This window comes from Daejeonella sp. AP26, from assembly GCF_056680515.1.
This window is the reverse complement of the sequence record NZ_CM155286.1, coordinates 3,036,228-3,060,103: the sequence shown is the minus strand read 5'-3', so window position 1 is coordinate 3,060,103 and position 23,876 is coordinate 3,036,228. Positions and strand designations below refer to the sequence as shown.

17 protein-coding genes, 2 tRNA genes and 3 rRNA genes are annotated in these 23,876 nt (G+C 43.7%); 15 read left to right on the top strand and 7 right to left on the bottom strand.

Features of this window, described 5'->3' with window-relative positions:
- The first annotated feature begins 5 nt into the window (after positions 1 to 5).
- The 5 genes from AC1MCB_RS13050 (at position 6) to AC1MCB_RS13030 (ending at position 5,332) form a co-directional block, all read left to right on the top strand.
- Positions 6 to 1,553 carry an acyl-CoA mutase large subunit family protein gene (locus AC1MCB_RS13050; protein WP_479965156.1) on the top strand — a complete coding sequence of 516 codons (1,548 nt, stop codon included), beginning with the start codon at positions 6 to 8 and terminating at the stop codon, positions 1,551 to 1,553.
- 12 nt (positions 1,554 to 1,565) lie between these two features.
- Entirely contained in the window at positions 1,566 to 2,339 is a 774-nt protein-coding gene (locus AC1MCB_RS13045) for a 5'-nucleotidase C-terminal domain-containing protein (protein ID WP_479965155.1), read from the top strand.
- Complete coding sequence (locus AC1MCB_RS13040) at positions 2,314 to 3,264, top strand: bifunctional metallophosphatase/5'-nucleotidase (protein WP_479965154.1); 951 nt, start codon at positions 2,314 to 2,316, stop codon at positions 3,262 to 3,264. Before AC1MCB_RS13045 ends, AC1MCB_RS13040 begins: the two co-directional genes overlap by 26 nt.
- Positions 3,265 to 3,359: 95 nt before the next feature.
- The gene (gene dnaA, locus AC1MCB_RS13035; RefSeq protein WP_479965153.1) at positions 3,360 to 4,787 is read left to right on the top strand and encodes a chromosomal replication initiator protein DnaA; all 1,428 of its coding nucleotides are present in this window, start codon (positions 3,360 to 3,362) and stop codon (positions 4,785 to 4,787) included.
- A 77-nt stretch (positions 4,788 to 4,864) separates the two neighbouring features.
- Positions 4,865 to 5,332 (top strand): nuclear transport factor 2 family protein, encoded by a 468-nt coding sequence (locus AC1MCB_RS13030; protein ID WP_479965152.1) that lies wholly within the window; start codon positions 4,865 to 4,867, stop codon positions 5,330 to 5,332.
- Positions 5,333 to 5,337: 5 nt separating this feature from the next.
- Here AC1MCB_RS13030 and AC1MCB_RS13025 read toward each other — a convergent pair whose 3' ends face one another.
- The 5 genes from AC1MCB_RS13025 to AC1MCB_RS13005 form a co-directional block, all read right to left on the bottom strand.
- On the bottom strand, positions 5,338 to 5,940 hold the full coding sequence (locus AC1MCB_RS13025) for a hypothetical protein (protein ID WP_479965151.1): 603 nt from the start codon (positions 5,938 to 5,940) through the stop codon (positions 5,338 to 5,340).
- Positions 5,941 to 5,949: 9 nt separating this feature from the next.
- A complete protein-coding gene (locus tag AC1MCB_RS13020) occupies positions 5,950 to 6,501 on the bottom strand; it encodes an NUDIX hydrolase (protein ID WP_479965150.1) in 552 nt (183 codons plus the stop codon).
- Positions 6,502 to 6,531: 30 nt separating this feature from the next.
- Positions 6,532 to 7,320 (bottom strand): TPM domain-containing protein, encoded by a 789-nt coding sequence (locus AC1MCB_RS13015; protein ID WP_479965149.1) that lies wholly within the window; start codon positions 7,318 to 7,320, stop codon positions 6,532 to 6,534.
- 29 nt (positions 7,321 to 7,349) lie between these two features.
- Positions 7,350 to 7,784 carry a TPM domain-containing protein gene (locus AC1MCB_RS13010; RefSeq protein WP_479965148.1) on the bottom strand — a complete coding sequence of 145 codons (435 nt, stop codon included), beginning with the start codon at positions 7,782 to 7,784 and terminating at the stop codon, positions 7,350 to 7,352.
- Positions 7,785 to 7,911: 127 nt separating this feature from the next.
- Complete coding sequence (locus AC1MCB_RS13005) at positions 7,912 to 8,490, bottom strand: LemA family protein (RefSeq protein ID WP_479965147.1); 579 nt, start codon at positions 8,488 to 8,490, stop codon at positions 7,912 to 7,914.
- Between the two features lie 91 nt (positions 8,491 to 8,581).
- Between AC1MCB_RS13005 and AC1MCB_RS13000 the strand changes: the two genes are divergently transcribed.
- Genes AC1MCB_RS13000 through AC1MCB_RS12990 form a run of 3 tightly spaced genes read left to right on the top strand, consistent with a single transcriptional unit; the run spans position 8,582 to position 10,965 of the window.
- On the top strand, positions 8,582 to 10,123 hold the full coding sequence (locus AC1MCB_RS13000; protein ID WP_479965146.1) for an NAD(P)/FAD-dependent oxidoreductase: 1,542 nt from the start codon (positions 8,582 to 8,584) through the stop codon (positions 10,121 to 10,123).
- A 12-nt stretch (positions 10,124 to 10,135) separates the two neighbouring features.
- Positions 10,136 to 10,600: a DinB family protein gene (locus tag AC1MCB_RS12995; protein ID WP_479965145.1), complete on the top strand. Its 465-nt coding sequence runs from the start codon at positions 10,136 to 10,138 to the stop codon at positions 10,598 to 10,600.
- Positions 10,601 to 10,605: 5 nt separating this feature from the next.
- The gene (locus AC1MCB_RS12990) at positions 10,606 to 10,965 is read left to right on the top strand and encodes a CoA-binding protein (protein WP_479965144.1); all 360 of its coding nucleotides are present in this window, start codon (positions 10,606 to 10,608) and stop codon (positions 10,963 to 10,965) included.
- Between the two features lie 8 nt (positions 10,966 to 10,973).
- Here AC1MCB_RS12990 and AC1MCB_RS12985 read toward each other — a convergent pair whose 3' ends face one another.
- Complete coding sequence (locus AC1MCB_RS12985) at positions 10,974 to 12,338, bottom strand: methyltransferase RsmF C-terminal domain-like protein (RefSeq protein ID WP_479965143.1); 1,365 nt, start codon at positions 12,336 to 12,338, stop codon at positions 10,974 to 10,976.
- A gap of 1,086 nt (positions 12,339 to 13,424) precedes the next feature.
- Between AC1MCB_RS12985 and AC1MCB_RS12980 the strand changes: the two genes are divergently transcribed.
- The 7 genes from AC1MCB_RS12980 to AC1MCB_RS12950 all read left to right on the top strand — a co-directional run bounded on the left by AC1MCB_RS12980 (position 13,425) and on the right by AC1MCB_RS12950 (position 22,429).
- Positions 13,425 to 14,946, top strand: a 16S ribosomal RNA gene (locus tag AC1MCB_RS12980).
- A 174-nt stretch (positions 14,947 to 15,120) separates the two neighbouring features.
- Positions 15,121 to 15,198: transfer RNA gene (locus AC1MCB_RS12975), tRNA-Ile, on the top strand.
- A gap of 13 nt (positions 15,199 to 15,211) precedes the next feature.
- Positions 15,212 to 15,285, top strand: a tRNA-Ala gene (locus AC1MCB_RS12970).
- A 325-nt stretch (positions 15,286 to 15,610) separates the two neighbouring features.
- Positions 15,611 to 18,504 (top strand): 23S ribosomal RNA (locus tag AC1MCB_RS12965).
- A 228-nt stretch (positions 18,505 to 18,732) separates the two neighbouring features.
- Positions 18,733 to 18,844: ribosomal RNA gene (gene rrf, locus AC1MCB_RS12960) — 5S ribosomal RNA — on the top strand.
- Together the 16S, 23S and 5S rRNA genes with 2 tRNA genes alongside form the textbook arrangement of a ribosomal RNA operon.
- A gap of 155 nt (positions 18,845 to 18,999) precedes the next feature.
- Positions 19,000 to 21,249 carry a helix-turn-helix domain-containing protein gene (locus AC1MCB_RS12955; RefSeq protein ID WP_479965142.1) on the top strand — a complete coding sequence of 750 codons (2,250 nt, stop codon included), beginning with the start codon at positions 19,000 to 19,002 and terminating at the stop codon, positions 21,247 to 21,249.
- A 199-nt stretch (positions 21,250 to 21,448) separates the two neighbouring features.
- The gene (locus AC1MCB_RS12950) at positions 21,449 to 22,429 is read left to right on the top strand and encodes an acyl-ACP desaturase (protein ID WP_479965141.1); all 981 of its coding nucleotides are present in this window, start codon (positions 21,449 to 21,451) and stop codon (positions 22,427 to 22,429) included.
- Positions 22,430 to 22,498: 69 nt separating this feature from the next.
- On the opposite strand, the gene AC1MCB_RS12945 is transcribed toward AC1MCB_RS12950, so the two are convergent.
- A complete protein-coding gene (locus tag AC1MCB_RS12945) occupies positions 22,499 to 23,866 on the bottom strand; it encodes a Gfo/Idh/MocA family protein (protein WP_479965140.1) in 1,368 nt (455 codons plus the stop codon).
- Positions 23,867 to 23,876 lie beyond the last annotated feature (10 nt).

Genomic DNA, 23,876 nt, shown 5'->3' with positions numbered 1-23,876 from the left:
CAGACATGAATCATCCAAAACATACCACTACGTCGGGGATAGAAATAAAGGAAGTTTATTGCCAGGCAACGCCTATGACCGAGTTGCCGGGACAGTTCCCGTTTACGCGGGGTATTCAAAAGGATATGTACCGTGGCCGGTTATGGACCATGCGTCAGTATGCCGGGTTCTCAACTGCAGAGGAATCTAATAAGCGATATCATTACCTGCTTAACCAGGGTACTACCGGCCTTTCTGTAGCATTTGATCTTCCCACTCAAATTGGGTATGATTCCGATCACGAGATGTCGGAAGGTGAAGTTGGCAAGGTTGGCGTGGCAATAGATTCATTAAAGGATATGGAGATTCTGTTTGATGGCATCGACCTTCAAAAAGTAACTACCTCTATGACCATTAATGCTACAGCACCGATATTATTGGCGATGTACATTGCCCTGGCTAAAAAACAGGGTGCAGACCTTGCGGAAATTTCCGGTACTGTACAGAACGACATCTTGAAAGAGTACGCAGCTCGTGGCACCTACATTTACCCGCCGAAAGCGTCGATGCGTTTAATTACTGATGTATTTGAGTTTTGCAGTAAGCAAGTCCCTAAATGGAATACAATCTCCATTTCGGGGTACCATATTCGCGAGGCAGGTTCAACGGCTGTTCAGGAACTGGCTTTTACACTAGCAAACGGAAAGTCTTATTTAAAAGCAGCTATTGAAACCGGTTTAGATATCAATGTTTTCGCCAAGCGGTTATCTTTCTTTTTTAATTGCCATAATAATTTCTTTGAAGAAATTGCAAAATTCAGGGCGGCTCGCCGCATGTGGGCCTCGATCACCAAAGACTTAGGTGCCACAGAATGGGGTGCGCAAAAGCTGCGGTTCCACACTCAGACCGGCGGTTCAACCTTAACTGCCCAGCAGCCCATGAATAACATCATCAGAGTTACTAACCAGGCACTGGCTGCGGTGTTGGGCGGTACCCAGTCGCTGCATACAAACGGCTATGATGAAGCACTGTCTTTGCCTACCGAAGCTGCCGCTAAGATAGCCTTGCGTACTCAGCAGATCATCGCTTTCGAAAGTGGAGTTACCGATACGGTTGATCCTTTGGCGGGATCTTTCTTCGTTGAAACACTAACGGATGAAATAGAGGCTGCCGCCTGGAAGTATATTGAAAACATTGACGCAATGGGTGGTTCGGTTGCTGCTATTGAAGCAGGCTACATTCAGAAAGAAATTGGGGATGCGGCTTATGAATACCAAACCGACCTGGAAAATAATGAACGTATCCTCGTTGGTGTAAATAAATACACAGACAAGCAAGGCGTACACCCTGAGGTTTTTCGCATTGATGACTCCATTCGGCAGCTCCAGACTGATAAATTGTTGAAATTGAAATCAGAGCGCAACGCTCAGGATGTTGAAAGGGCTTTGGCTGCCTTAAGCGGGGCCGTCCGTGATAATAATAACACCATGCCATATATCTTGTCCGCGGTAGAAGCTTATGCCACCCTGGGTGAGATAGCCGATACATTCAGGAAAGAATTCGGCGAATACTAATTCAACAACATCATGTTTAACTATTGTAGAAGTAAGGTTACTTCAACAGCGAAGGGCTTTGTTTGGTTAACTTTTAGCTTGCTGCTCTTTTTTCCAGCATGTAAGGCGCGGATGGGATTAAGCAATGCTGAAAAAGCTCTTTATCCAATTACTGCTGATCAGCCTAAAGATTCGAGTATATTGGCCTATTACCTCCCTTACAAGTTAAAACTTGATTCACAAATGAAGAGGGTGGTCGCTGTTTCAGACATTGAGATTGTTAAAGGCAGACCGGAGGGACCTTTAAATAATTTCATGGCAGATGCAATGTATGCAACCGGAAAACTGAAGAACATTCCCTTTGATGTCGCGTATACGAACTACGGCGGTTTGCGAATCCCTCTGCCAAAAGGAGATATCGCTTTGTTCAAAGTTTTTGAGCTGATGCCTTTTGAAAATTTAATTACTACAGTAAAGTTTAGCGGCGCAGATATGCAGAGCTTTTTCGACTACGTTGCTGCATCGGGAGGAGATCCAATCTCCGGAGCCAGGTTTATTATCAAGGATAAAAAGGCTTTAAATGTGACGATTAATGGTCAGCCGCTGGATCAAAACAAGAGCTACACTCTATTAACCTCGGATTATATGGCTAATGGAGGTGATGGAGGAGCAATATTTTTCAAATCCAAAGACAGGAAAACTTACGAGATCAAATTACGCGATGCATTATTAATATATATGGAGCGACACAGCAAAGAAGGCAAACATTTAAACCCGGTTAATGATGGCAGGATCAGTGTTGAATAGAAGAGACTTCATTAAAAATACGGCTGCGGCTACAGCTCTCTTAGCGCTGGGTATAAAAACCGACAGCTTATATGCAAAAGATGATTTAGTGAAATTGGTTATTCTACACACCAATGATGTGCACAGCCGCATTGATCCATTCCCGATGGACGGCTCGCGTAACCAAGGCAGAGGTGGGGTTGCGGCAAGATCTGCACTGATCAGTAAAATACGACAGGAAAACCCGAATGTATTGCTTTTTGATGCCGGTGATATCTTCCAGGGAACGCCTTACTTTAATTTTTACGGGGGCGAGCTGGAGCTGAAAATGATGAGCATGATGGGTTATGATGCCGCAATTATGGGTAACCATGACTTCGACAATGGAATAGAAGGCTTTCATGAGCAACTACCACATGCTAACTTCGCTATACTAAATGCCAATTACGACTTTTCGGATACTTTGCTTCATGATAAAACCCAGCCTTTTAAGATTTTTAAGAAGGACGGTCTAAAAATCGGAGTGTTCGGTTTGGGGATTGAGCTCACTGGTCTGGTTAATAAAATCCAGTACGGAAATACTATTTACCGTGACCCAATAGCCCAGGCTCTGAAATATGAGAAGGTACTGAAAGAAGAGAAAAATTGTGATATTGTGATCTGTCTTTCACACTTAGGTTACCATTATTCTGATCAGAAAGTCTCAGATATTGTGCTTGCAAAAAGTACCAATTATATTGATCTTATTATTGGCGGACATACCCATACTTTTCTAGATAAACCTGAGTCGATACGTAATTTGAAAGGCAAAGAAACGTTAATAAATCAGGTAGGTTTTGCGGGGATTAATTTGGGCCGGATCGATTTCATTTTTCAACGTTCGAGCAATCAAAAAATAACCTATTCATCTGAGGTTGAAGAGGTTAAACCTATTTTCAAAATATAGTTTTTTAAGCGGATATTTTTGTGAATATTCGGAGTTCTGAAAGTTATCAACATTTCTTTCACCACTAGTTGTAAATCAGATTATTATAAATGTATATGGAAAAAACTTGTACAAACGTTTGGGTTAACTGTCTTCAAATCATCAAGGACAACATACCGGCGCAGAGCTTCAAAACCTGGTTCGAGCCGATCAAAGCCTTAAGATTAGAAGGGAATGTTTTGACCATTCAGGTGCCAAGTTTATTCTTCTACGAATGGCTCGAAGAGCATTACGTTGGTCTACTTAGAAAGACCGTAAAGAAGCAGTTGGGAGAAGAGGGAAGATTGGAATATAATATCGTTGTCGAAAAATCATCAAACAGTATACCTTATACTACCAACATGCCATCCAACGGAAATGGCGCTGAGGGAAAGAATCAAAGTATGCCAATGCCGGTTTCTTTAAATAAGGATATTAAGAATCCTTTTGTGATACCAGGATTGAAAAAACTGCAGGTTGATCCGCAGTTGAATCAGAACTACACGTTTGAAAATTTCATTGAAGGTGACTGTAACCGTCTGGCTCGCTCTGCAGGTTATGCGGTAGCAGGAAAACCCGGCGGAACTTCTTTTAATCCGTTAATGGTTTATGGAGGAGTGGGCTTAGGGAAAACGCATTTGGTGCAGGCTATTGGTAATGAGATAAAACGCAACCTGACTGATAAACTTGTTTTATACGTGTCATGCGAAAAGTTTACCCAGCAATTTGTAGACGCTCTGAAGAATAACAACATCAATGATTTTGTGAACTTCTACCAGGCCATGGATGTACTGATCATGGATGATGTGCATAACTTCGCCGGCAAGGAAAAGACCCAGGATATCTTTTTTCACATATTCAATCATCTTCATCAATCAGGAAAGCAACTCATCATTACTTCAGATAAAGCACCAAAGGACCTGTCAGGTTTAGAGGAGCGCTTATTGTCAAGATTTAAGTGGGGCCTTTCAGCCGATCTCCAGGTTCCTGATCTGGAAACCCGTATGGCCATTCTGAAAAAGAAGATGTATTCTGATGGCATAGAGCTTCCTGGCGAAGTGATTGAATACGTCGCTCATAACATTGATAACAATGTTCGGGAACTGGAAGGCGCAATGGTTTCATTGCTTGCTCAATCAACGTTGAACAAAAAGGAGATAGATCTGAATCTTGCCAAATCTATGTTGAAGAACTTCATTAAGAACTCTTCAAAAGAGATTTCAATGGAGTTTATTCAAAAACTTGTTTGCGAGTATTTTGAAGTTCCGATTGAGATGGTTAAGTCAAAAACCCGCAAACGCGAAATCGTTCAGGCTCGCCAGATCTCTATGTATCTTGCTAAACTTCACACCAAAACATCTCTTAAGTCTATAGGCGCTTTTTTTGGTGGGAGAGATCACTCAACCGTAATTTATGCTTGCCAGACAGTTGACGATCTGATTGATACAGACAAAAAATTCAAAGGCTACGTGGCAGATATTCAAAAGAAACTTAAAATGAGTTAAGGTTTACTTTAATTCTAATAACACAACAAATGATCCCGTTAGGCCAAAGCTTAACGGGATCTTTTGTATGTTTAAATATGAAACGATTGTTTATACTGTCACTGCTTTTTCTAACAAGCAGTTTTGCCTCTTTCGCGCAAACCGGAACTGCGGAAAGAGATGCCGTAAAGAAAGTCATCAGTCAATTGTTTGACGGTATGCGAAAGGGAGACAGTTCCATGGTGAGCCAAACATTCTCCAAGGGCATGATCATGCAAACCATCTTAGGCCGTCAGGGAGAAACCCAGGTAAAGACAGATGAGCCTTCCGGTTTCTTAAAATCCCTCGGCACTCCGCATCCCGAAATCTGGGATGAGCGTATTACTTTTGACCATGTTTTAATTGATGATAATCTGGCAAGCGTGTGGACCAGTTACAAGTTTTACGTTGGCGCTAAGTTCAGCCATTGCGGAGTAAACTCCTTTCAGCTTGTAAAAAGCAATTCGGGCTGGAAGATTGTCCATATTATTGATACGAGAAGAAAAGAAAACTGTAATCAGATGTAAGAATCTTACTTTCTAAAACTTGCCAAACATCGCTGATGATATCTGCCAAGCATGGAACTGTTGAGAAGAGCCCAAATACTGATAACGACCTTAAATTGAAAGTCGGTAATTCTCAATCCATTCGAAGTTATATTGTACTTCTGGCAGGCATACCATCCGGAAATAAAGATTACAGGAACAAAGCTAATTGCCAAGTATTTGATGATTCGTGAATAGACGCTGAAGCCTACGATTAGAAGAGTTATCCAGATTGTAATAATGGAATAAAACTGAAAATCACTTAAAGCTAAAAAGTATAATACGGATGAATCATTGCTAAATATATACCATATTGAAAACAGAACTATCGGTAGTAAGCAAATCAGCACTTGCTGTTTTAATTCGCAGAAGTAAGAAAGCCCAATGGCCAGGATAAAAAAATTAAGAATAGTAATAACAAGCACTAAAGGGATATATAGTAGCAGGGCAGAAAAGAGGTAAAAGAGAACAAGAGGTAACGGTGTATCTAAATCCCCGCCATCAAACAGGTAGAAAGTCAATAAAACTGCGAAAGAAAAAATTGTGAGAAATACAGCATGATACTTTACAAGTCGTAGCGTATTATTCATATCACATTTTTAACTGATCTGTTTTAATCGCATTAATGCATAGAAAATACCGCTCGAGTGCAGGGCTTGTCCGAATTGATTCTCGAGCAGAAGCTCCTTAAGCTTTTGGATGCTTACTAATTCAACTACGATTTCCTCACCGCCATCAAGTTCCTGTTCCTGAACTTTTTTTCCGCCGGTTGCCAGAAAGCAATGGGTTTTATTATTTCCTGTGGCCGGATTAGCATATAAAATAGACAGTAATTCAATGTCTTTAAAAGCATATCCGGTCTCTTCAAGCAGCTCGCGGCGAACCGCTTGCTCGGGCGTTTCGTCTTTATCAATACAGCCGCCGGGTATTTCGAGTATAACTTCGCCCGCTGCATGTCGATACTGTTTAATAACGATAATTTCGTTATCCTCGGTAACAGCAACAACATTTACCCAATCCGGATACTCTAAAACATAGTAGGGCTTGATAATATTACCGTTAGGCATTTCGCAGGTATCTGCCCTTAAAGTTGCCCAGTGATCCTTAAATAGATATTCTGAAGATAGAAGCTTCCAGTTTAGTTCCAGCATTGCAATTGTAAATCTAGAGTATAAAGTAATTTACCAGCTTCCACTGGCACCACCACCGCCAAAGCTTCCGCCACCAAAACCGCCGAAGCCGCCACCACCGCCACCAAATCCGCCACCGCCGCCAGAAAAACCACCGAAACCGCCGCCACTACTGCGACCCATACCCGAACCCATCAGCATCCACCAGAAGGGGCTGGCAGCACCGCGACCGCCGATCACCTGGCTGCCTCCGCCACCACCTTTCTTTGAGATCAGGAAGATAACAGCAATAATTATCAGGAAGATGATAAAGCCTGATGGCCCTTTACTTTCTTTTGGTTTTTTACGGGCATCACTGTATTCACCCTTGGTGTAGGAAATAATTGCTGAGGTTCCCTGATCGAGTCCTCCAAAATAATTACCTGTCCGGAAATTTGGGGTGACCTCGTTTTCTATGATCCGGCGGGCAATGGCGTCCGGCAAGGCTCCTTCTACACCATAGCCGGTTTGTATAGTTACTTTGCGATCGCCGATAGCTGCCAGTAGCAGAACTCCGTTATTATTCTTACTTCCGCCAATTCCCCAGTTTTCGGCTAACCGGACAGCGTAATCGGCTACATCGTAGCCTTCTAATGATTTGATGAGTACAACAGCGATCTGTGTGCTTGTGGAATCGTCAAAAGCTACCAGCTTCTGCTCGAGCTGATTTATTTCTGCTTGTGATAAAGTATTTGTATAGTCATTTACAAGACGGTTTGGTTTTTCAGGAAAAGTTTGCGCTTGTGTAACAAAGGCAGTAAATATGAAAAGAAGGGAAAAGATGGAACGTTTTATAATCATTAGGAATTGGCTATTAAATAGTGACGGACTTATTTACCGTCCATAAAAGAAATGTCATCCGGGAGTTCGTTTTTATCGTCGTCCAGGTAGGGGAAGAAAGTTTGTAATGCTTTACCCGCCATGTCAACTCCGGTGATAATTCCCTGCATGAGGTTTCCCGCTTTAAAGTGAGCAAGCATAGCTTCTTTGGTGTCGTTCCAAAAATCATGTGGCACCACGCGGTTAATCCCGGCATCGCCAATGATGGCAAACTTGTGGTCAGTAACAGCTATGTAAATCAAAACGCCATTCCGTTGAGTCGTTTGATCCATTTCAAGCTTTCTAAAGTAATTGGCCGCTCTGTCCAATACAGGTTCACTGCAGGTCTTTTCTATACAGATCCTGATTTCTCCGGAAGTAAAACGCTCAGCGGCTTCCACTGCTTCCGTAATACGCTGCTGTTCATCTTCACTAAATATCTTCATTGATCTTTAAGGCATTAAAATTATAAACCCGGGAGCAGGTTTCTGATACTATTGATAGAGCCTTTACCCGGGTTTTAATATTGGATTAATAGCTCGTTAAAGTTGAGCTATATTAAACACTGATGTCTTAAAACTCCACTTTTGGAGCTTTGTTAGCTCCGGCTTCGGCCTGGAAATACCCTTTTTTCTCAAAGCCGAACATGCCGGCTGTGATATTATTAGGGAAACTACGGATCTTGGTGTTGTACTGCTGAGTAACTTCGTTAAATTTCATTCGTTCAACAGAAATACGGTTTTCAGTGCCTTCTAACTGTGACTGCAATTCAAGGAAGTTTTGATTAGCTTTTAACTCGGGATACTTTTCTACCACCACCATCAAACGTCCAAGTGCGGAACTTAACTCACCCTGGCTTGCCTGAAATTTAGCAATCGCCTCAGGGGTTAATTTGGTAGGATCCACCTGAACAGAAGTAGCCTTTGCTCTTGCTTCAATAACCTGGGTTAATGTTTCTTTCTCAAAATTGGCAGCTCCTTTAACAGAATTCACTAAATTGGGAATAAGGTCTGCACGTCTCTGGTACACGTTCTCAACTTGTCCCCATTGTGATGTTACTTGTTCATCAAGTTGGACCATACTGTTGTAGCCACACGAACTTAATGATGTTGCAGCAATAAATGCTATGAAGATGTAAAGGATTCTTTTCATGATTTAGGTTTAATTTGGGGACAATTTACGGCTTAGATAGCAATTTTCATACCTTTGTTACAAATCCGGGATAAAAACCCGGCAACATTATATGGTTAGAGAAGTCGAACTGGTTTTACTGCCAGAGCAAATAAACGACGGAGACGCGATCCGCGCTGCTGCCGCAGAAACATTCAAATTAAAGGCAGAACAAGTAAATCATGTTGAGGTTTTAAAACGATCAATTGATGCTCGCGGGCGAAAAGTTGTTTATCGTATTAAAGTTAAGGTCTATATTTCCGAAGTTCATGTTCCCGAAGTATTTTCTATTGACTATCCTGAAGTAGATAAGAGTAAGCCGGTTTTAATTGTTGGTGCTGGTCCCGCCGGATTGTTTGCTGCTCTCCGCTGTTTGGAATTAGGCTTAAAGCCGATCATACTTGAGCGTGGTAAGGATGTTAAGGAACGCCGACGTGATTTGGCTGCTATTAATAAGGAGGGGCTGGTAAATCCGGAATCAAACTACTGTTTCGGTGAGGGCGGGGCGGGAACGTACTCTGACGGTAAACTATATACTCGCTCAAACAAGCGTGGTGATGTAAACCAGGTTCTGAAGTATTTTGTCGCCCACGGTGCTACTCCCGATATCTTAATCGATGCCAGACCCCATATTGGAACTAATAAGCTGCCTCAAATAATTACATCCATCCGCGAAAGTATATTACGCGCCGGTGGAGAAGTTCATTTTAATTGTAAGGTCTCCGGATTCAAAATTGAGTCTGGCGTATTTAAAGGGGTGGAAACAGAAGGAGGTTCTGAGTTTTTAGCCGATTCAGTGATTTTGGCTACCGGACATTCCGCTCATGATATTCTGTATTTACTGCACGAGCAGAATACTCTCATTGAATCGAAGCCGTTTGCTCTGGGTGTTCGTATCGAGCATCCGCAGGATATTATCGATCAGGCACAATACCACATGGCCGACCGCGGACCGTATCTGCCACCTTCTTATTACAGTTTGGTCGAACAGGTTGATGGTCGTGGAGTCTTTTCTTTTTGCATGTGTCCGGGAGGTATTATTGCACCCTGTTCTACCCAGCAGGAAGAGATCGTAGTAAACGGTTGGTCTCCTTCCAAGCGAAACAATCCTTTTGCCAATTCCGGTACCGTAGTACAGGTTGGCTTAGAAGATGTTCCCGGTGATGATACCGATCCCTTTAAGCTACTTAAATATCAGCACGAAATTGAAAGGCTTGCTTTCATTGCAGGTGGTGGCAAATTGGTAGCCCCGGCACAGCGGATGATTGATTTTGTGAATGGAAAACTATCAGACAGTTTGCCGGTTAATTCATATTTGCCGGGAACAAAGAGCGCACAGCTCGATCAGGTTTTACCGGCATTTATATATGAGCGCTTAAGAAAGGCTTTACCTCTGTTTGGCAGAAAAATGAAAGGGTATTATACTAACGAAGCAATTCTGGTAGGAGTGGAGTCACGAACTTCATCACCTGTCAGAATACCCCGCGATAAAGTGACTTTACAGCATCCCCAGGTAAAGGGGTTGTTCCCTTGTGGTGAAGGAGCGGGTTATGCCGGTGGCATAGTTTCTGCAGCCATTGACGGAATGAATTGTGCCGATGCGATCATAAGGTAAGTTATATAGCGTATGGATTTATCAAAGGAATTTAGCAATGCCTACCACGGACAACCCTGGCATGGTAAAAGCTCGTTGGAAATCGTTGAGGCTTCTAACCCCGAAAAGGTATTTAGCCACTGGATTCCAGGTGCCCACTCAATTGCCGAACTGGTTCTGCATCTAACTGTATGGACGGATGAAGCCCTTGGACGGCTTCAGGGTAAGCCGGCTTCAGAGCCCTTACGTGGAGACTGGCCGACAGTTTCAGGTACCGACCTGGAGAGATGGCAGACGATGCTTGCGGATTTCAAAATTGTGCATCAAAACTTGCTTGAGTACATCAGAGATTTTAATGGTGATCAATGGAACAAGATGGTTGTGGATTCGGGAGCAGAGTTAGATGTAACAATCGGTCCTTATTCGGAGTTGGTTAATGGTATAATTCAGCACTTGGCATATCATTCAGGACAAATATCGCTGCTGCAAAAATTTTAATAAAGATGAAGAAGACATTAATAATAGGAGCTACAAATAACCCGGGTCGCTACGCGAGCTTAGCCGCTCATCGCTTAACAGCCCATGGCCATGATATAGTCAACGTAGGAATTAAAACCGGTGAAGTAGCCGGCGTGCCGATAGAAAGAGCCGGAGAGATACATCAGGATGTAGATACGATCACGCTATATGTAGGACCTCAGCATCAAACTGAGTATTTCGACTATATTGTAAAGACGAAACCCAAGCGTATTATCTTTAATCCGGGAACTGAAAACCAGGAGTTAGAAGAACTTGCGGAGAAAAATGGTATAGAAACAATGGATGCCTGTACTCTGGTACTTCTTTCCACCGGCCAATATTAACCAAGCCGTTAGAGTCTCTGGTTAACAATTCGTAATTCTTTAGGGAAATAGTTGTTGATGCGGTTATATAATACTTTAGCCCAGCCGAGAGGATGGTCGTTATAGCATACTAAAGCCCACCCCTGAAAATCCGCGGTTGCTTTTACTTCGTTCCTTTTTAAATACTCCACAGCTTGTTCAGCCGTTAAATTTAGCTTCGGTGTTCCCGGATTATTAATCAGGCTTAGTGCCAGTTCATGATGAGGTATAATATCTTTGCCCATAACTTTTCCAATCCGGGTACCCGACTTCTTTAGATAGAGTTTCGTTTTCAAGATCTCCAGGTCTGCAAAATGCCCTGAATGAATTGCAAACTGTTCATCATTCAGAGCCTGGACAATGAAATCAGAAGCAGGCTTAAGCCACTTTTGCATCAACTCTTCATCTTTAGGATTAGCTTTAGGCTGATACGCTCGTTTCGTCTTCGTTTCTTCCGCTTTATCATTCTTCCTGAAGCATGCCATATAAAGGCCTTCTCCTTTAAGTTTATGAGGGTAAAACCGATATCCATAAGCCCCTTTCTTCTCAGAGACCGTTTCCTGGATTCCCCAGTTATCAATTAATGGTATCCTTATAGTAGACATATTAAATTCTCCGCATAACCAGTCGGCAATATCTTCATTCTCCTGCCTGGAATAAGAGCAGGTTGAATAGATCAGTGTTCCGTTTTCTTTTAAGGATGAATAAACATCCGCCAGAATACGTTGCTGCCTTTCGCTGCATAGTTGAACAGCACTTTCAGACCAATGGGATATGGCCGCGGGGTCCTTCCTAAACATACCCGACCCGGAGCAAGGCGCATCCACTACGATAGCATCAAAGTAACCAGGAAGTCGTTTAAAATCGCGCGGGTCGTTATTTGAGACAAATATGTTTGTGGGGCCCCATTTGTTAAGATTGTCGGTAAGGATGGGTACCCGTGTTTTAATGATTTCGTTTGATACTAATAGGCTATCAGGAGAAAGCAGAGAACTGACTAAAGTGCTTTTCCCGCCAGGCGCTGCGCAGAGGTCAAGAACGCGGATGGGTTTACCATCTTTCAGAGTTGTTTTACACGCCTGCTCCAGAAACATAGATGATGCTTCCTGAACATAGTAGCAACCTGCGTGAAAAAGCGGGTCAGTTGTGAAATTTGGTCTTTCTTCTAAATAACGCCCGCTTGTGCACCAGGGAACTACTTCCTCATCAATAAATCGATCTGAAGTTTTAAAGGGATTCAACCTGACGGAGGTAACAAATTCACCTTTATCTATAGAGTCTACTAATAGTTCGTCTTCTAAACCGAAATTCTCTTTTAAGGATCTGATAAAGGGAGGTGGAAGTTTTGAACTCATAATGGTTCAAAAATACAGTATCGGTATCAAAAGTTTACGGATTAAGGCTAAAAGCTTATTCACGTTATCCATTAGAATCAATGCTCAATCTCTATTTCACGTGTTATTGTATTTATTAATTCTATCAAGTAACCAGAAGGGAATCTGCCGTCCATCTGGATCGCCACATACTATATGCTTATTATATACTTACTATGTGCTTACTATATCATCCTTCGATCAAAAGCCTGTAAGCACCCTGTAAGGATATAGTCAGTATATGGTGAACTACGAGGAAGTTGCGTTACCGGCTAAACTTTTCGTCGAACCAGTTGTTATTCAGAGCGCAAAAGCCGAAGCATCAAACTTTTTCGATCTCGTTTTCAGGGGGTTACCTTAGCGGGGAGACTTTTTTAAAACAATAGTTGCGCGGATTGGGAAATGTTTCTACTTTTGCAACCCGCTAAGGAAGCAAAGCGGAATTGTTCTTAGAGAAGTTAGAGGTTAAAAGAAAGAGTTAGAGAGGAGGTTTAGGCCGAATTGAAAGTCTTTCAGCAGCAGGGAAAGGGAGCCAGAAATTATTTTCAAATAAAGTTTGGCAGAGAGGAAAAAGCTGTTACCTTTGCACTCCGCAATCGAAGGAAAGCGGACGTTCTCAGACAGGTTAGGTAAAGGAGTAAAAATGGCACTGGCGAATAAGCTGGTGCAGATTTTCACATAGAAAGGGCTCCAAATTATTTTCACAAATAATTTGCAGATAACAAAATCTTTTCTACCTTTGCAATCCCAAACAGGGAGAGACACAGCAAGTCTAAAAAACAAACACTGAAAGGCGCGATGCCGGACAGGACAACAACAAGATTTAAACGGGAAATGAGAGCAGCAATGCTTGCACGACCGATCAAAAATATCAGCCAAACCGCGAGGCGCCGGCGAGAAGTTCTTTAAAGAAATGTCAAGTAGCGTAACGAGTAAATAAGAAACTCGTTTTTTTATAGTCGGTAGACTAATATAGATACAACACGCTCGATTTGGAATGCTTCGGCAGGAAGATGAAGAGCAGATTCTATTTGAGATACGAATAGAGTCAAGACAAGCATCATTTTTACAATGGAGAGTTTGATCCTGGCTCAGGATGAACGCTAGCGGCAGGCCTAATACATGCAAGTCGAACGATACCAGGGAGCTTGCTCTCTGGGAAAGTGGCGCACGGGTGCGTAACGCGTATGCAACCTACCTTAATCAGGGGGATAGCCTCTCGAAAGAGAGATTAACACCGCATAAAATCAAAGAATGGCATCATTCAATGATCAAATATTTATAGGATTAAGATGGGCATGCGTGTCATTAGCTAGTTGGTGAGGTAACGGCTCACCAAGGCGACGATGACTAGGGGATCTGAGAGGATGACCCCCCACACTGGTACTGAGACACGGACCAGACTCCTACGGGAGGCAGCAGTAAGGAATATTGGTCAATGGAGGCAACTCTGAACCAGCCATGCCGCGTGCAGGAAGACGGCCCTATGGGTTGTAAACTGCTTTTATACGGGAATAAACCTTTCTTCGTGAAGAGAGCTGAATGTACTGTAAGAATAAGGATCGGCTAACTCCGTGCCAGCAGCCGCGGTAATACGGAGGATCCAAGCGTTATCCGGATTTATTGGGTTTAAAGGGTGCGTAGGCGGCTTATTAAGTCAGGGGTGAAAGACGGTGGCTCAACCATCGCAGTGCCTTTGATACTGATGAGCTTGAATACACTTGAGGTAGGCGGAATGTGACAAGTAGCGGTGAAATGCATAGATATGTCACAGAACACCAATTGCGAAGGCAGCTTACTAAGGTGCAATTGACGCTGAGGCACGAAAGCGTGGGGATCAAACAGGATTAGATACCCTGGTAGTCCACGCCCTAAACGATGAATACTCGATGTTAGCGATATACAGTTAGCGTCTAAGCGAAAGCGTTAAGTATTCCACCTGGGGAGTACGCCCGCAAGGGTGAAACTCAAAGGAATTGACGGGGGCCCGCACAAGCGGAGGAGCATGTGGTTTAATTCGATGATACGCGAGGAACCTTACCCGGGCTTGAAAGTTACTGAATGTTCCAGAGATGGAACAGTCCGCAAGGACAGGAAACTAGGTGCTGCATGGCTGTCGTCAGCTCGTGCCGTGAGGTGTTGGGTTAAGTCCCGCAACGAGCGCAACCCCTATGTTTAGTTGCCAGCATGTAATGGTGGGGACTCTAAACAGACTGCCTGTGCAAACAGAGAGGAAGGAGGGGACGACGTCAAGTCATCATGGCCCTTACGTCCGGGGCTACACACGTGCTACAATGGGCAGTACAGAGGGCAGCTACCTGGTAACAGGATGCCAATCTCAAAAAGCTGTTCACAGTTCGGATTGAGGTCTGCAACTCGACCTCATGAAGTTGGATTCGCTAGTAATCGCAGATCAGCAATGCTGCGGTGAATACGTTCCCGGGCCTTGTACACACCGCCCGTCAAGCCATGAAAGTTGGGGGTACCTGAAGTATGTTACCGCAAGGAGCGTCCTAGGGTAAAACCGATAATTGGGGCTAAGTCGTAACAAGGTAGCCGTACCGGAAGGTGCGGCTGGAATACCTCCTTTCTAGAGAGTGTGCCGACTACACTCGTTATGCTACTGATATTCTTTAATTAAAGACATTAAAAGACAACCCAAAAGATGAGCCATCAGGGTGCTCCATTTTGAGACCGGGGATGAGATGAGAACAGGATCATGTGATTTAATAATCTCTAACTGATACTCACTCTTTAACTACACAGTCCCGTAGCTCAGTTTGGTTAGAGCACTACACTGATAATGTAGGGGTCAGCAGTTCAAATCTGCTCGGGACTACCAGGTTTAATTTTTCGGGGGATTAGCTCAGCTGGCTAGAGCACCTGCCTTGCACGCAGGGGGTCAACGGTTCGAATCCGTTATTCTCCACTAATACAATGAGTGAATTAGCAAATGAGCAAATTGAAGTACACAGTACCATTAACCGCGAGGGTTAATACTTGACATTTTAACAACAGGAAATTGACCATCAGGGGTCTTTAAACGGTTCGACACCGTGATTATCCGCGTTTCGATTGACTAATCAGCACATTTGCTCATTAGCTAATTGAAGAACGTTCTTTGACATATTGGAAAAAAAGTAATTGAAAGAGAAGACAACAGTAGGGACAACCCTTTAAGTTGTGCAAACAACTAAGAGTAAGTTGATCTCATTTATAAAAGCATATCTATACGAGCAAAAGCGTATAAGATAGAAGAAAGTAAGAAAGGGCACACGGGGGATGCCTAGGCTCTCAGAGGCGATGAAGGACGTGATAAGCTGCGATAAGCTTCGGGTATTAGCAAATATGAATTGATCCGAAGATTTCCGAATGGGGAAACCTAACTAGTTGAAGACTAGTTGCAAATATGCGCAAACCCGCTGAACTGAAACATCTAAGTAAGCGGAGGAAGAGAAAACAATAGTGATTTCCTGAGTAGTGGCGAGCGAAAGGGAAACAGCCCAAACCAGCATTGTTACGGCAATACTGGGGTTGTAGGACTACAACATGGTATATCAAAGTGAAGCAGAACAGGTTGGGAAACCTGGCCATAGAGCATGACAGCTGCGTACGCGTAAGCAATGATAACCTAGTAGGATCCTGAGTACCGCGAGGTCGGAGACGCCTTGTGGGAATCTACCGGCACCATCCGGTAAGGCTAAATACTCCTGAGAGACCGATAGTGAACTAGTACCGTGAGGGAAAGGTGAAAAGAACCGTGAATAACGGAGTGAAATAGAACCTGAAACCGTGTGCTTACAAGCGGTCGGAGCAGACTTGTTCTGTGACGGCGTGCCTTTTGCATAATGAGCCTACGAGTTACTCCTCTCTGGCAAGGTTAAGTGTTTTAGACACGAAGCCGAAGCGAAAGCGAGTCTGAATAGGGCGTATAGTCAGAGGGGGTAGACGCGAAACCTTGTGATCTACCCATGGACAGGTTGAAGGTGCGGTAACACGTACTGGAGGACCGAACCGATAAACGTTGAAAAGTTTCCGGATGATCTGTGGGTAGGGGTGAAAGGCTAATCAAACTGGGAAATAGCTCGTACTCCCCGAAATGTTTTTAGGAACAGCGTCGTGGTTAAGTTTAATAGAGGTAGAGCTACTGATTGGGTGCGGGGGAGTCAAATCCTACCAAATCCAGACAAACTCCGAATGCTAATTAAATATACACGGCAGTGAGGCGCGGGGTGCTAAGGTCACGCGCCGAGAGGGAAAGAACCCAGACCATCAGCTAAGGTCCCAAAATTACCGCTAAGTTGAACTAACGAGGTCCGATTGCACAGACAGCTAGGATGTTGGCTTGGAAGCAGCCATTCATTTAAAGAGTGCGTAACAGCTCACTAGTCGAGCGATCGGGCATGGATAATAAACGGGCATTAAGTGGTATACCGAAGCTATGGATTTACGTTGAAATAGTACGTGAGTGGTAGGGGAGCATTCTGTCATCAGTGAAGCTACAGGCGTTAGCCGTGGTGGAGAGGACAGAAAAGCAAATGTAGGCATAAGTAACGATAAGGCGGGAGAGAAACCCGCCCACCGAAAGACTAAGGTTTCCTGATCAACGCTAATCGGATCAGGGTTAGTCGGGGCCTAAGGTGTACCCGAAGGGGGAAGCCGATGGATAATGGGTTAATATTCCCATACTTTTTATAACTGCGATGTGGTGACGGAGTAGTGACACTGCCGCGATCTGACGGAATAGATCGTTAAAAGGCGTAGGTATTGGACCGGTAGGCAAATCCGCTGGTCTAGCTGAAACCCAATAGTACCGCGAGCCTTCGGGTGAGTGGATAGAGCAGGTAAACAGACTTCCAAGAAAACCCGCTAAGCTTCAGGTTATAAAAACCCGTACCGTAAACCGACACAGGTAGTCGAGGAGAGAATCCTAAGGTGCTCGAGTGAATCATGGCTAAGGAACTCGGCAAAATGGCCCTGTAACTTCGGGAGAAGGGGCGCTGGCAGCAATGTCAGCCGCAGTGAAAAGGCCCAGGCGACTGTTTAACAAAAACACATGGCTTTGCAAAATCGAAAGATGAGGTATAAGGCCTGACACCTGCCCGGTGCTGGAAGGTTAAGAGGGGATGTTAGTGGCGCAAGCTGCGACGCATTGAATTGAAGCCCCAGTAAACGGCGGCCGTAACTATAACGGTCCTAAGGTAGCGAAATTCCTTGTCGGGTAAGTTCCGACCTGCACGAATGGTGTAACGATCTGGGCGCTGTCTCAGCCATGAGCTCGGTGAAATTGTGGTATCGGTGAAGACGCCGGTTACCCGCAACGGGACGGAAAGACCCCATGCACCTTCACTACAACTTAACATTGATATTGGATACAGGATGTGTAGGATAGGCGGGAGATTGTGAAGCGGCTTCGCTAGGAGTCGTGGAATCAACCTTGAAATACCGCCCTTTCTGTATTCGGTGTCTAACTCTACTATGTGGAGGACATTGTTTGGTGGGTAGTTTGACTGGGGTGGTCGCCTCCAAAAAGGTAACGGAGGCTTTCAAAGGTAAGCTCAGTACGCTTGGTAACCGTACGAGGAGTGCAATAGCATAAGCTTGCTTGACTGTGAGACAGACAAGTCGATCAGGGTCGAAAGGCGGATATAGTGATCCGGTGGTTCTGCATGGAAGGGCCATCGCTCAAAGGATAAAAGGTACGCTGGGGATAACAGGCTGATCTCCCCCAAGAGCTCATATCGACGGGGAGGTTTGGCACCTCGATGTCGGCTCGTCACATCCTGGGGCTGGAGAAGGTCCCAAGGGTTCGGCTGTTCGCCGATTAAAGTGGCACGCGAGCTGGGTTCAGAACGTCGCGAGACAGTTCGGTCCCTATCTGTTGTGGGCGTAGGAAATTTGAATGGGGCTGACCTTAGTACGAGAGGACCGGGTTGGACCAACCGCTAGTGAATCTGTTATGCCGCCAGGTGTACTGCAGAGTAGCTACGTTGGGAATAGATAAGCGCTGAAAGCATCTAAGTGCGAAACTAGCCATGAGATGAGATTTCCATTGAGGGTCGTCGAAGACTACGACGTTGATAGGTTACAGGTGTAAAGGTGGTGACATCATAGCCAAGTAATACTAATTACCCGAAGCTTTCTTCATGCACCCATTTCCTTGAGGAGTGGCATGCATAAGGCAGGTAGTATATATTGTTGTTTTCTTATTCAAGTACTTTTTCCAGTATGTTAAGATATTATGTGAGTACTTAGTACAGAGTACGTAGTAGTTAGATACCGGTCACACGGACTAACCACGCTCTGTAAAGGTCAGTATCCGTACGCTAGTTCATCTAAGTACTGTATACTAACTACTAATTACTGACAAAGATCTTCAGGTGCCTATATCGGCGGTGTCCACCTCTTCCCATTCCGAACAGAGAAGTTAAGCCCGCCAGAGCCGATGGTACTGCCGTAAAAGGTGGGAGAGTAGGTCGGTGCCCAATTTTATAAAACCCTTGTCCATAATCGGATGAGGGTTTTTTTTTGCCTTTACTTTTTCACTGAATTGGCTCAGTTTTCATATCACACCGCCCAATTATCTTCTAAGTAGGATAAGTTGGCAACAAAAGCTTAAATTGTAAATTAGCCCTTGCTCAAGATGGAATCATTTACCCTGCCCTTTCAACTAGCTACTGACTTTATTAATCGTACCAATCGGGCCGTTTTTTTAACAGGGAAAGCGGGGACCGGTAAGACGACGTTCCTAAAAGAGATCAGGCAACATACTCACAAACAAACTGCGGTTGTGGCGCCTACCGGTGTAGCTGCTATAAATGCGGGTGGCTCTACAATTCATTCATTTTTTCAATTACCTTTTCATCCATATCTGCCGGAAAAGCAGAAGGGCCAGGTGAGCAACGCAGTAGCCGGTAAAAATGAATTAATTGGAAGGGTAAAGATCAATACCACCCGGCGTAAGATCTTTCAGGAACTGGAATTGCTTATTATTGATGAAATCAGCATGGTTCGCTGCGACACCATGGACGCTATTGACGTTTTGTTACGGCATTTCAGACATAGACCCAATGAACCCTTTGGTGGGGTCCAGGTATTATTAATTGGTGATATGTACCAGCTGTCGCCGGTTGCCAATGAACTTGTTTGGAGTGAACTCTCTTCCTTTTATAAAAGCCGGTACTTTTTCCATAGCCGGGTGATGATGCAACAGCCTCCTGTTTATATCGAGCTCGATAAGATTTACAGGCAGAAAAACGAGAACTTCATCAAAGTTTTAAACGAGGTCCGGAATAACAATCTATCGCCGGAAGGATATGCTCTACTTAACGACCGGTATGATCCAAAGTTTGTAGCTGCTAAAGAGGATAATTATATCACACTAAGCACCCACAATTATATAGCGGATGAAATTAATACGAAGGAATTAACGATGCTGAACGGGAAGACCGAGACGTTCAGCGCTTTGATCAAGGGAGAGTATCCTGAAAATATCTACCCCATTGACTCCAAGTTGGAGTTTAAGATAGGAGCAAAGGTGATGTTTATAAAGAATGACCTTGAAAAAGATAAGCGATTCTATAATGGCAAAATAGGTTCAATAACCGCGATTAATAAAGATACTATACAGGTACAGTGTCCAAATGAAAGTGAGCCGATAACTGTGAGTCAATATTTGTGGGAAAACATGAAGTACGACATGGATGCGACAACCCAGTTGATCGAGGAGAAAGTTGTCGGCACATTCCTGCAATTTCCTCTCCGTCTTGCCTGGGCGATCACCATACATAAAAGTCAGGGTTTAACTTTTGAGCGTGCAATTATTGACGCGGGTAAAGCATTTGCGCCTGGGCAAGTTTATGTTGCATTGAGTCGCTGCACTTCCCTGGAGGGGTTAGTTCTTATGAGCCCTATTAATCCTGGCAGTCTCTCCAATGATCAGAATATAGTATCGCACAGTAATAGTAAGCCAGCCGTTGAAGAAACTGCGAGATCTTTATCAGGGGAAAAGAAAAGGTTTCAGGAGCAGTTACTCGTTCAACTTTTTGATTTCGAAATAGGGATAAGTCAGGCAGCAAACCTGGAACATCTTTTTCAAGCTAATTCAGGATCTTTTAATCTGGAGTCCGAAGATTTTATTCTAAGCCTTCGCCATCTCCTGGATGAGGTACAGGTTACAGCAAGAAAGTTCCAGGCGCAACTGAGGAACTTGTTTGCTATGACCGATCTTTTGCCAGAGGAACTTCAAAAGAGAATTGCGGCTGCATCAACCTACTTTAGCGTAAAAACAGAGGATGTAATCACTTGCATAAAGAAATGTTCTGTAGAAACAGATAGTAAAACGAGAGCGCAAAACTTTGATGATGCGTTAAATGATCTATTTGCAGCTCTGGCATTGAAACAGCATATGATAACTGGAATTAAAGCGACATTTACGGTGGACGAATATTACAAAGCACGCAGACGTTTTATTGTTCCATCATTTAAAGTGGATACTTACTCTGGGAAAAAAGCAAGTTCTTCTAATAAGAGCGAGAGTAAAATTAAAAAGGATAAAGAGTCCAAAACACCGAAAACAGATACTAAGCTTACCTCGTTCGAGCATTATCAATCCGGTAAAACACCACAGCAAATTGCCGAATTACGGGGCTTTACGGTAGGGACAATTCAGGGACATTTGGCACATTACGTGATAAATGGCGACATTAAACTTTCTGAGTTAGTAGATGCTGACAGAGTGAAATTAATTGAAACAGCCCTTAACTCTTTCCCGGATAGCGATCTTAATGCATTAAAACAACAACTGGGAAATGACATTAGTTACGGAGAAATCCGACTCGTATCAAAGCTTTATAACGGTGGCGAGAAGGATGATAAGGACGTAGTTTTTTAATATCTATAGTTTTCAAGATTACGGGAAGCAACTTCCCCCAGGCTATTTATTATTTTTCAGAGTTTTGGTTCTCACGCGGTTAACTGAAATTTTGCGCTATTGTTGCGAACTTTTAATTGTAAGTCCGAATCAGCTTTATTACAAAAATCTTCATTCAACCCACCGTTAATTCTTATATTTGGCCTTTTAAAATCAAACGATGGATATTAGTTTTGGAGCCCGTGGCGAAGTAATGAAGCATGTTGAAAAATTCATGCTCGAAACAATGGATGAATACTTAAAACCTATTGATACCAATTGGCAGCCTGCAGATTTTCTACCTGACTCGACTCAAGACAACTTTTTCCAGGGAGTTAGAGAACTTCAGGAAAATGCTCGCGATATCTCATATGACTTGATGGCCGTTCTGATTGGTGATACCATTACTGAAGAAGCACTTCCAACTTATGAATCATGGCTAACTATGGTTGAGGGGATCTCGAAAGACGAGAGCCAGGGTTGGATGAAATGGGTACGCTTATGGACCGCTGAAGAAAACCGTCACGGAGATCTTTTAAATAAATACTTATACCTTTCAGGACGGGTAAACATGCGTCAGATGGAAGTATCTACCCAGTATTTAATTGCTGACGGCTTCGATATAGGCACGGGTCACGATCCATACCGTAACTTTATTTACACAAGTTTTCAGGAATTAGCTACCAATATATCTCATCGTCGTGTAGCATCTCTTGCTAAAAAGGCAGGTGACACGCTGTTATCTAAAATGTGTGGTGTAATTGCTTCAGATGAAGCCCGTCATGCTAAGGCCTACAAAGATTTTATGGGAGAAATCTTCCGTGTTGATCCAAATGAAGCGATGATAGCCTTCGAAGATATGATGCGCCAAAAAATTGTTATGCCGGCTCACTTCTTACGTGAGGTTGGTCTGAACATCGGACAAACTTTCGGTCACTTTACCGATGCTGCCCAGCGTTTAGGAGTATATACCGCAGTTGACTATGTAGACATCATGAAGCAATTGATTATTGACTGGAATGTGGAGAGCCTTGGTGACCTGAATGAAAGCGGTGAGAAAGCCCGTGATTATGTTTTACAGCTGCCAAATCGTCTGCTGCGAGTTGCCGAACGAATGAAAACTCCGTCATTAGAATATAAGTTTACCTGGATAGCCGGTTAAACAAAAAAAGCGGACTTTGAAAAAAAGTCCGCTTTTTTTATTGCTGATAATTTCGAGTGTTATTAATTACTATACCAATTGCATTTTCTTAGGATTCCATAATATGGCAGTTTCCTTATTGTAGCTGTCGTTACACAACAACGCAGGTGCAGCAGCGCGATAGCCGAACACGGCGTCCTCAGCTACCTTTCCACCGTTTCTGATGGCATCATAGAAGTTGACAAAATGATCGTAAGGTCCACCTAAATAACCTTTCTCTGCTGCAAAGGTATATTCTTCAGGTGGGAGAATCCGTTTTCTTCCGGAGGCTTCAGCTCCTGCTTTTCTCATCTGCTCGATATAGAACGGGTCGTCAGATGCAAAGCTTTTGTTCCTTTTCAAAGTCACACTGTCCCAGGTAACATCCATAGACCCTTCTGTTCCGACCAGCTTTAGATAGGTAGTGCCGCTTGTGCCATCCACGAAATTACATCTTAGCGAAAGATTGAATGCCGGGTGAGCTTTGCTCTCAGGATAATCAAACGTACCTAATAGGACGTCGGGAACTTCCCGGCCGTCTTTCCAATATCTTAAACCTCCAGAAGCATATACCTTATTAGGACCAAAGGAATCAGTTATAAAATGCAGGCTTGAGAAAAGATGCACAAAAAGGTCTCCTGCCATACCGGTTCCATAATCTTTGTAATTCCTCCATCTGAAAAAGCGGGTAGCATCGAAGGGCTTCTTATTGGTATTACTAACAAAGGTGTCCCAGTCAACGGTTTGCGGCGATGCATCCGCTGGAATTGGGTATTGCCATGCGCCAAGGGGAGAGTGACGTGCCCAAAAGCCCTCGGCATAAATTAGTTTTCCGATAGCGCCATCCTCCAGCAATTGCTTGGCTTTTTCATTTCCTAAAGATGACACACCCTGGCTTCCAACCTGGAATACTTTGCCGGTTTGTTTCTGTGTTTTGATAACATCCGGTCCCTCATTTATAGAATGAACCATCGGCTTCTCGCAATACACATGCTTTCCAGCTTTCATTGCATCTATGGAGATCTGCTGGTGCCAATGGTCTGGTGTTGCCACGATCACCGCATCAACATCCGGACGGCTTAAAATCTCTTTGTAGGCTCTTGTTGTATAAAGATCAGACCCCCATCGTGTTTGGGCCTCCTTTAAACGACCATCATACAGATCACATACTGCCACCAGTTTGGCTCCCGGCACTTGCAACCCAGTCAGGGCATCCTGAACACCCATACCGCCGGCACCGATTAACGCAATGTTAATCTGATCATTGGCACTAAAGCCAGGTTTTATTTTTATTAATTCGTGATAGGTTGACTGAGCTTCTTCTGATGCAAAAACATTGGATCCAACTGCGACTGCAGCGGTGGTTGCAGCCAGCTTTCTTATAAAACTTCTTCGGGAGTCTTGAGAATCTTCTTTCATGTATGCTTAA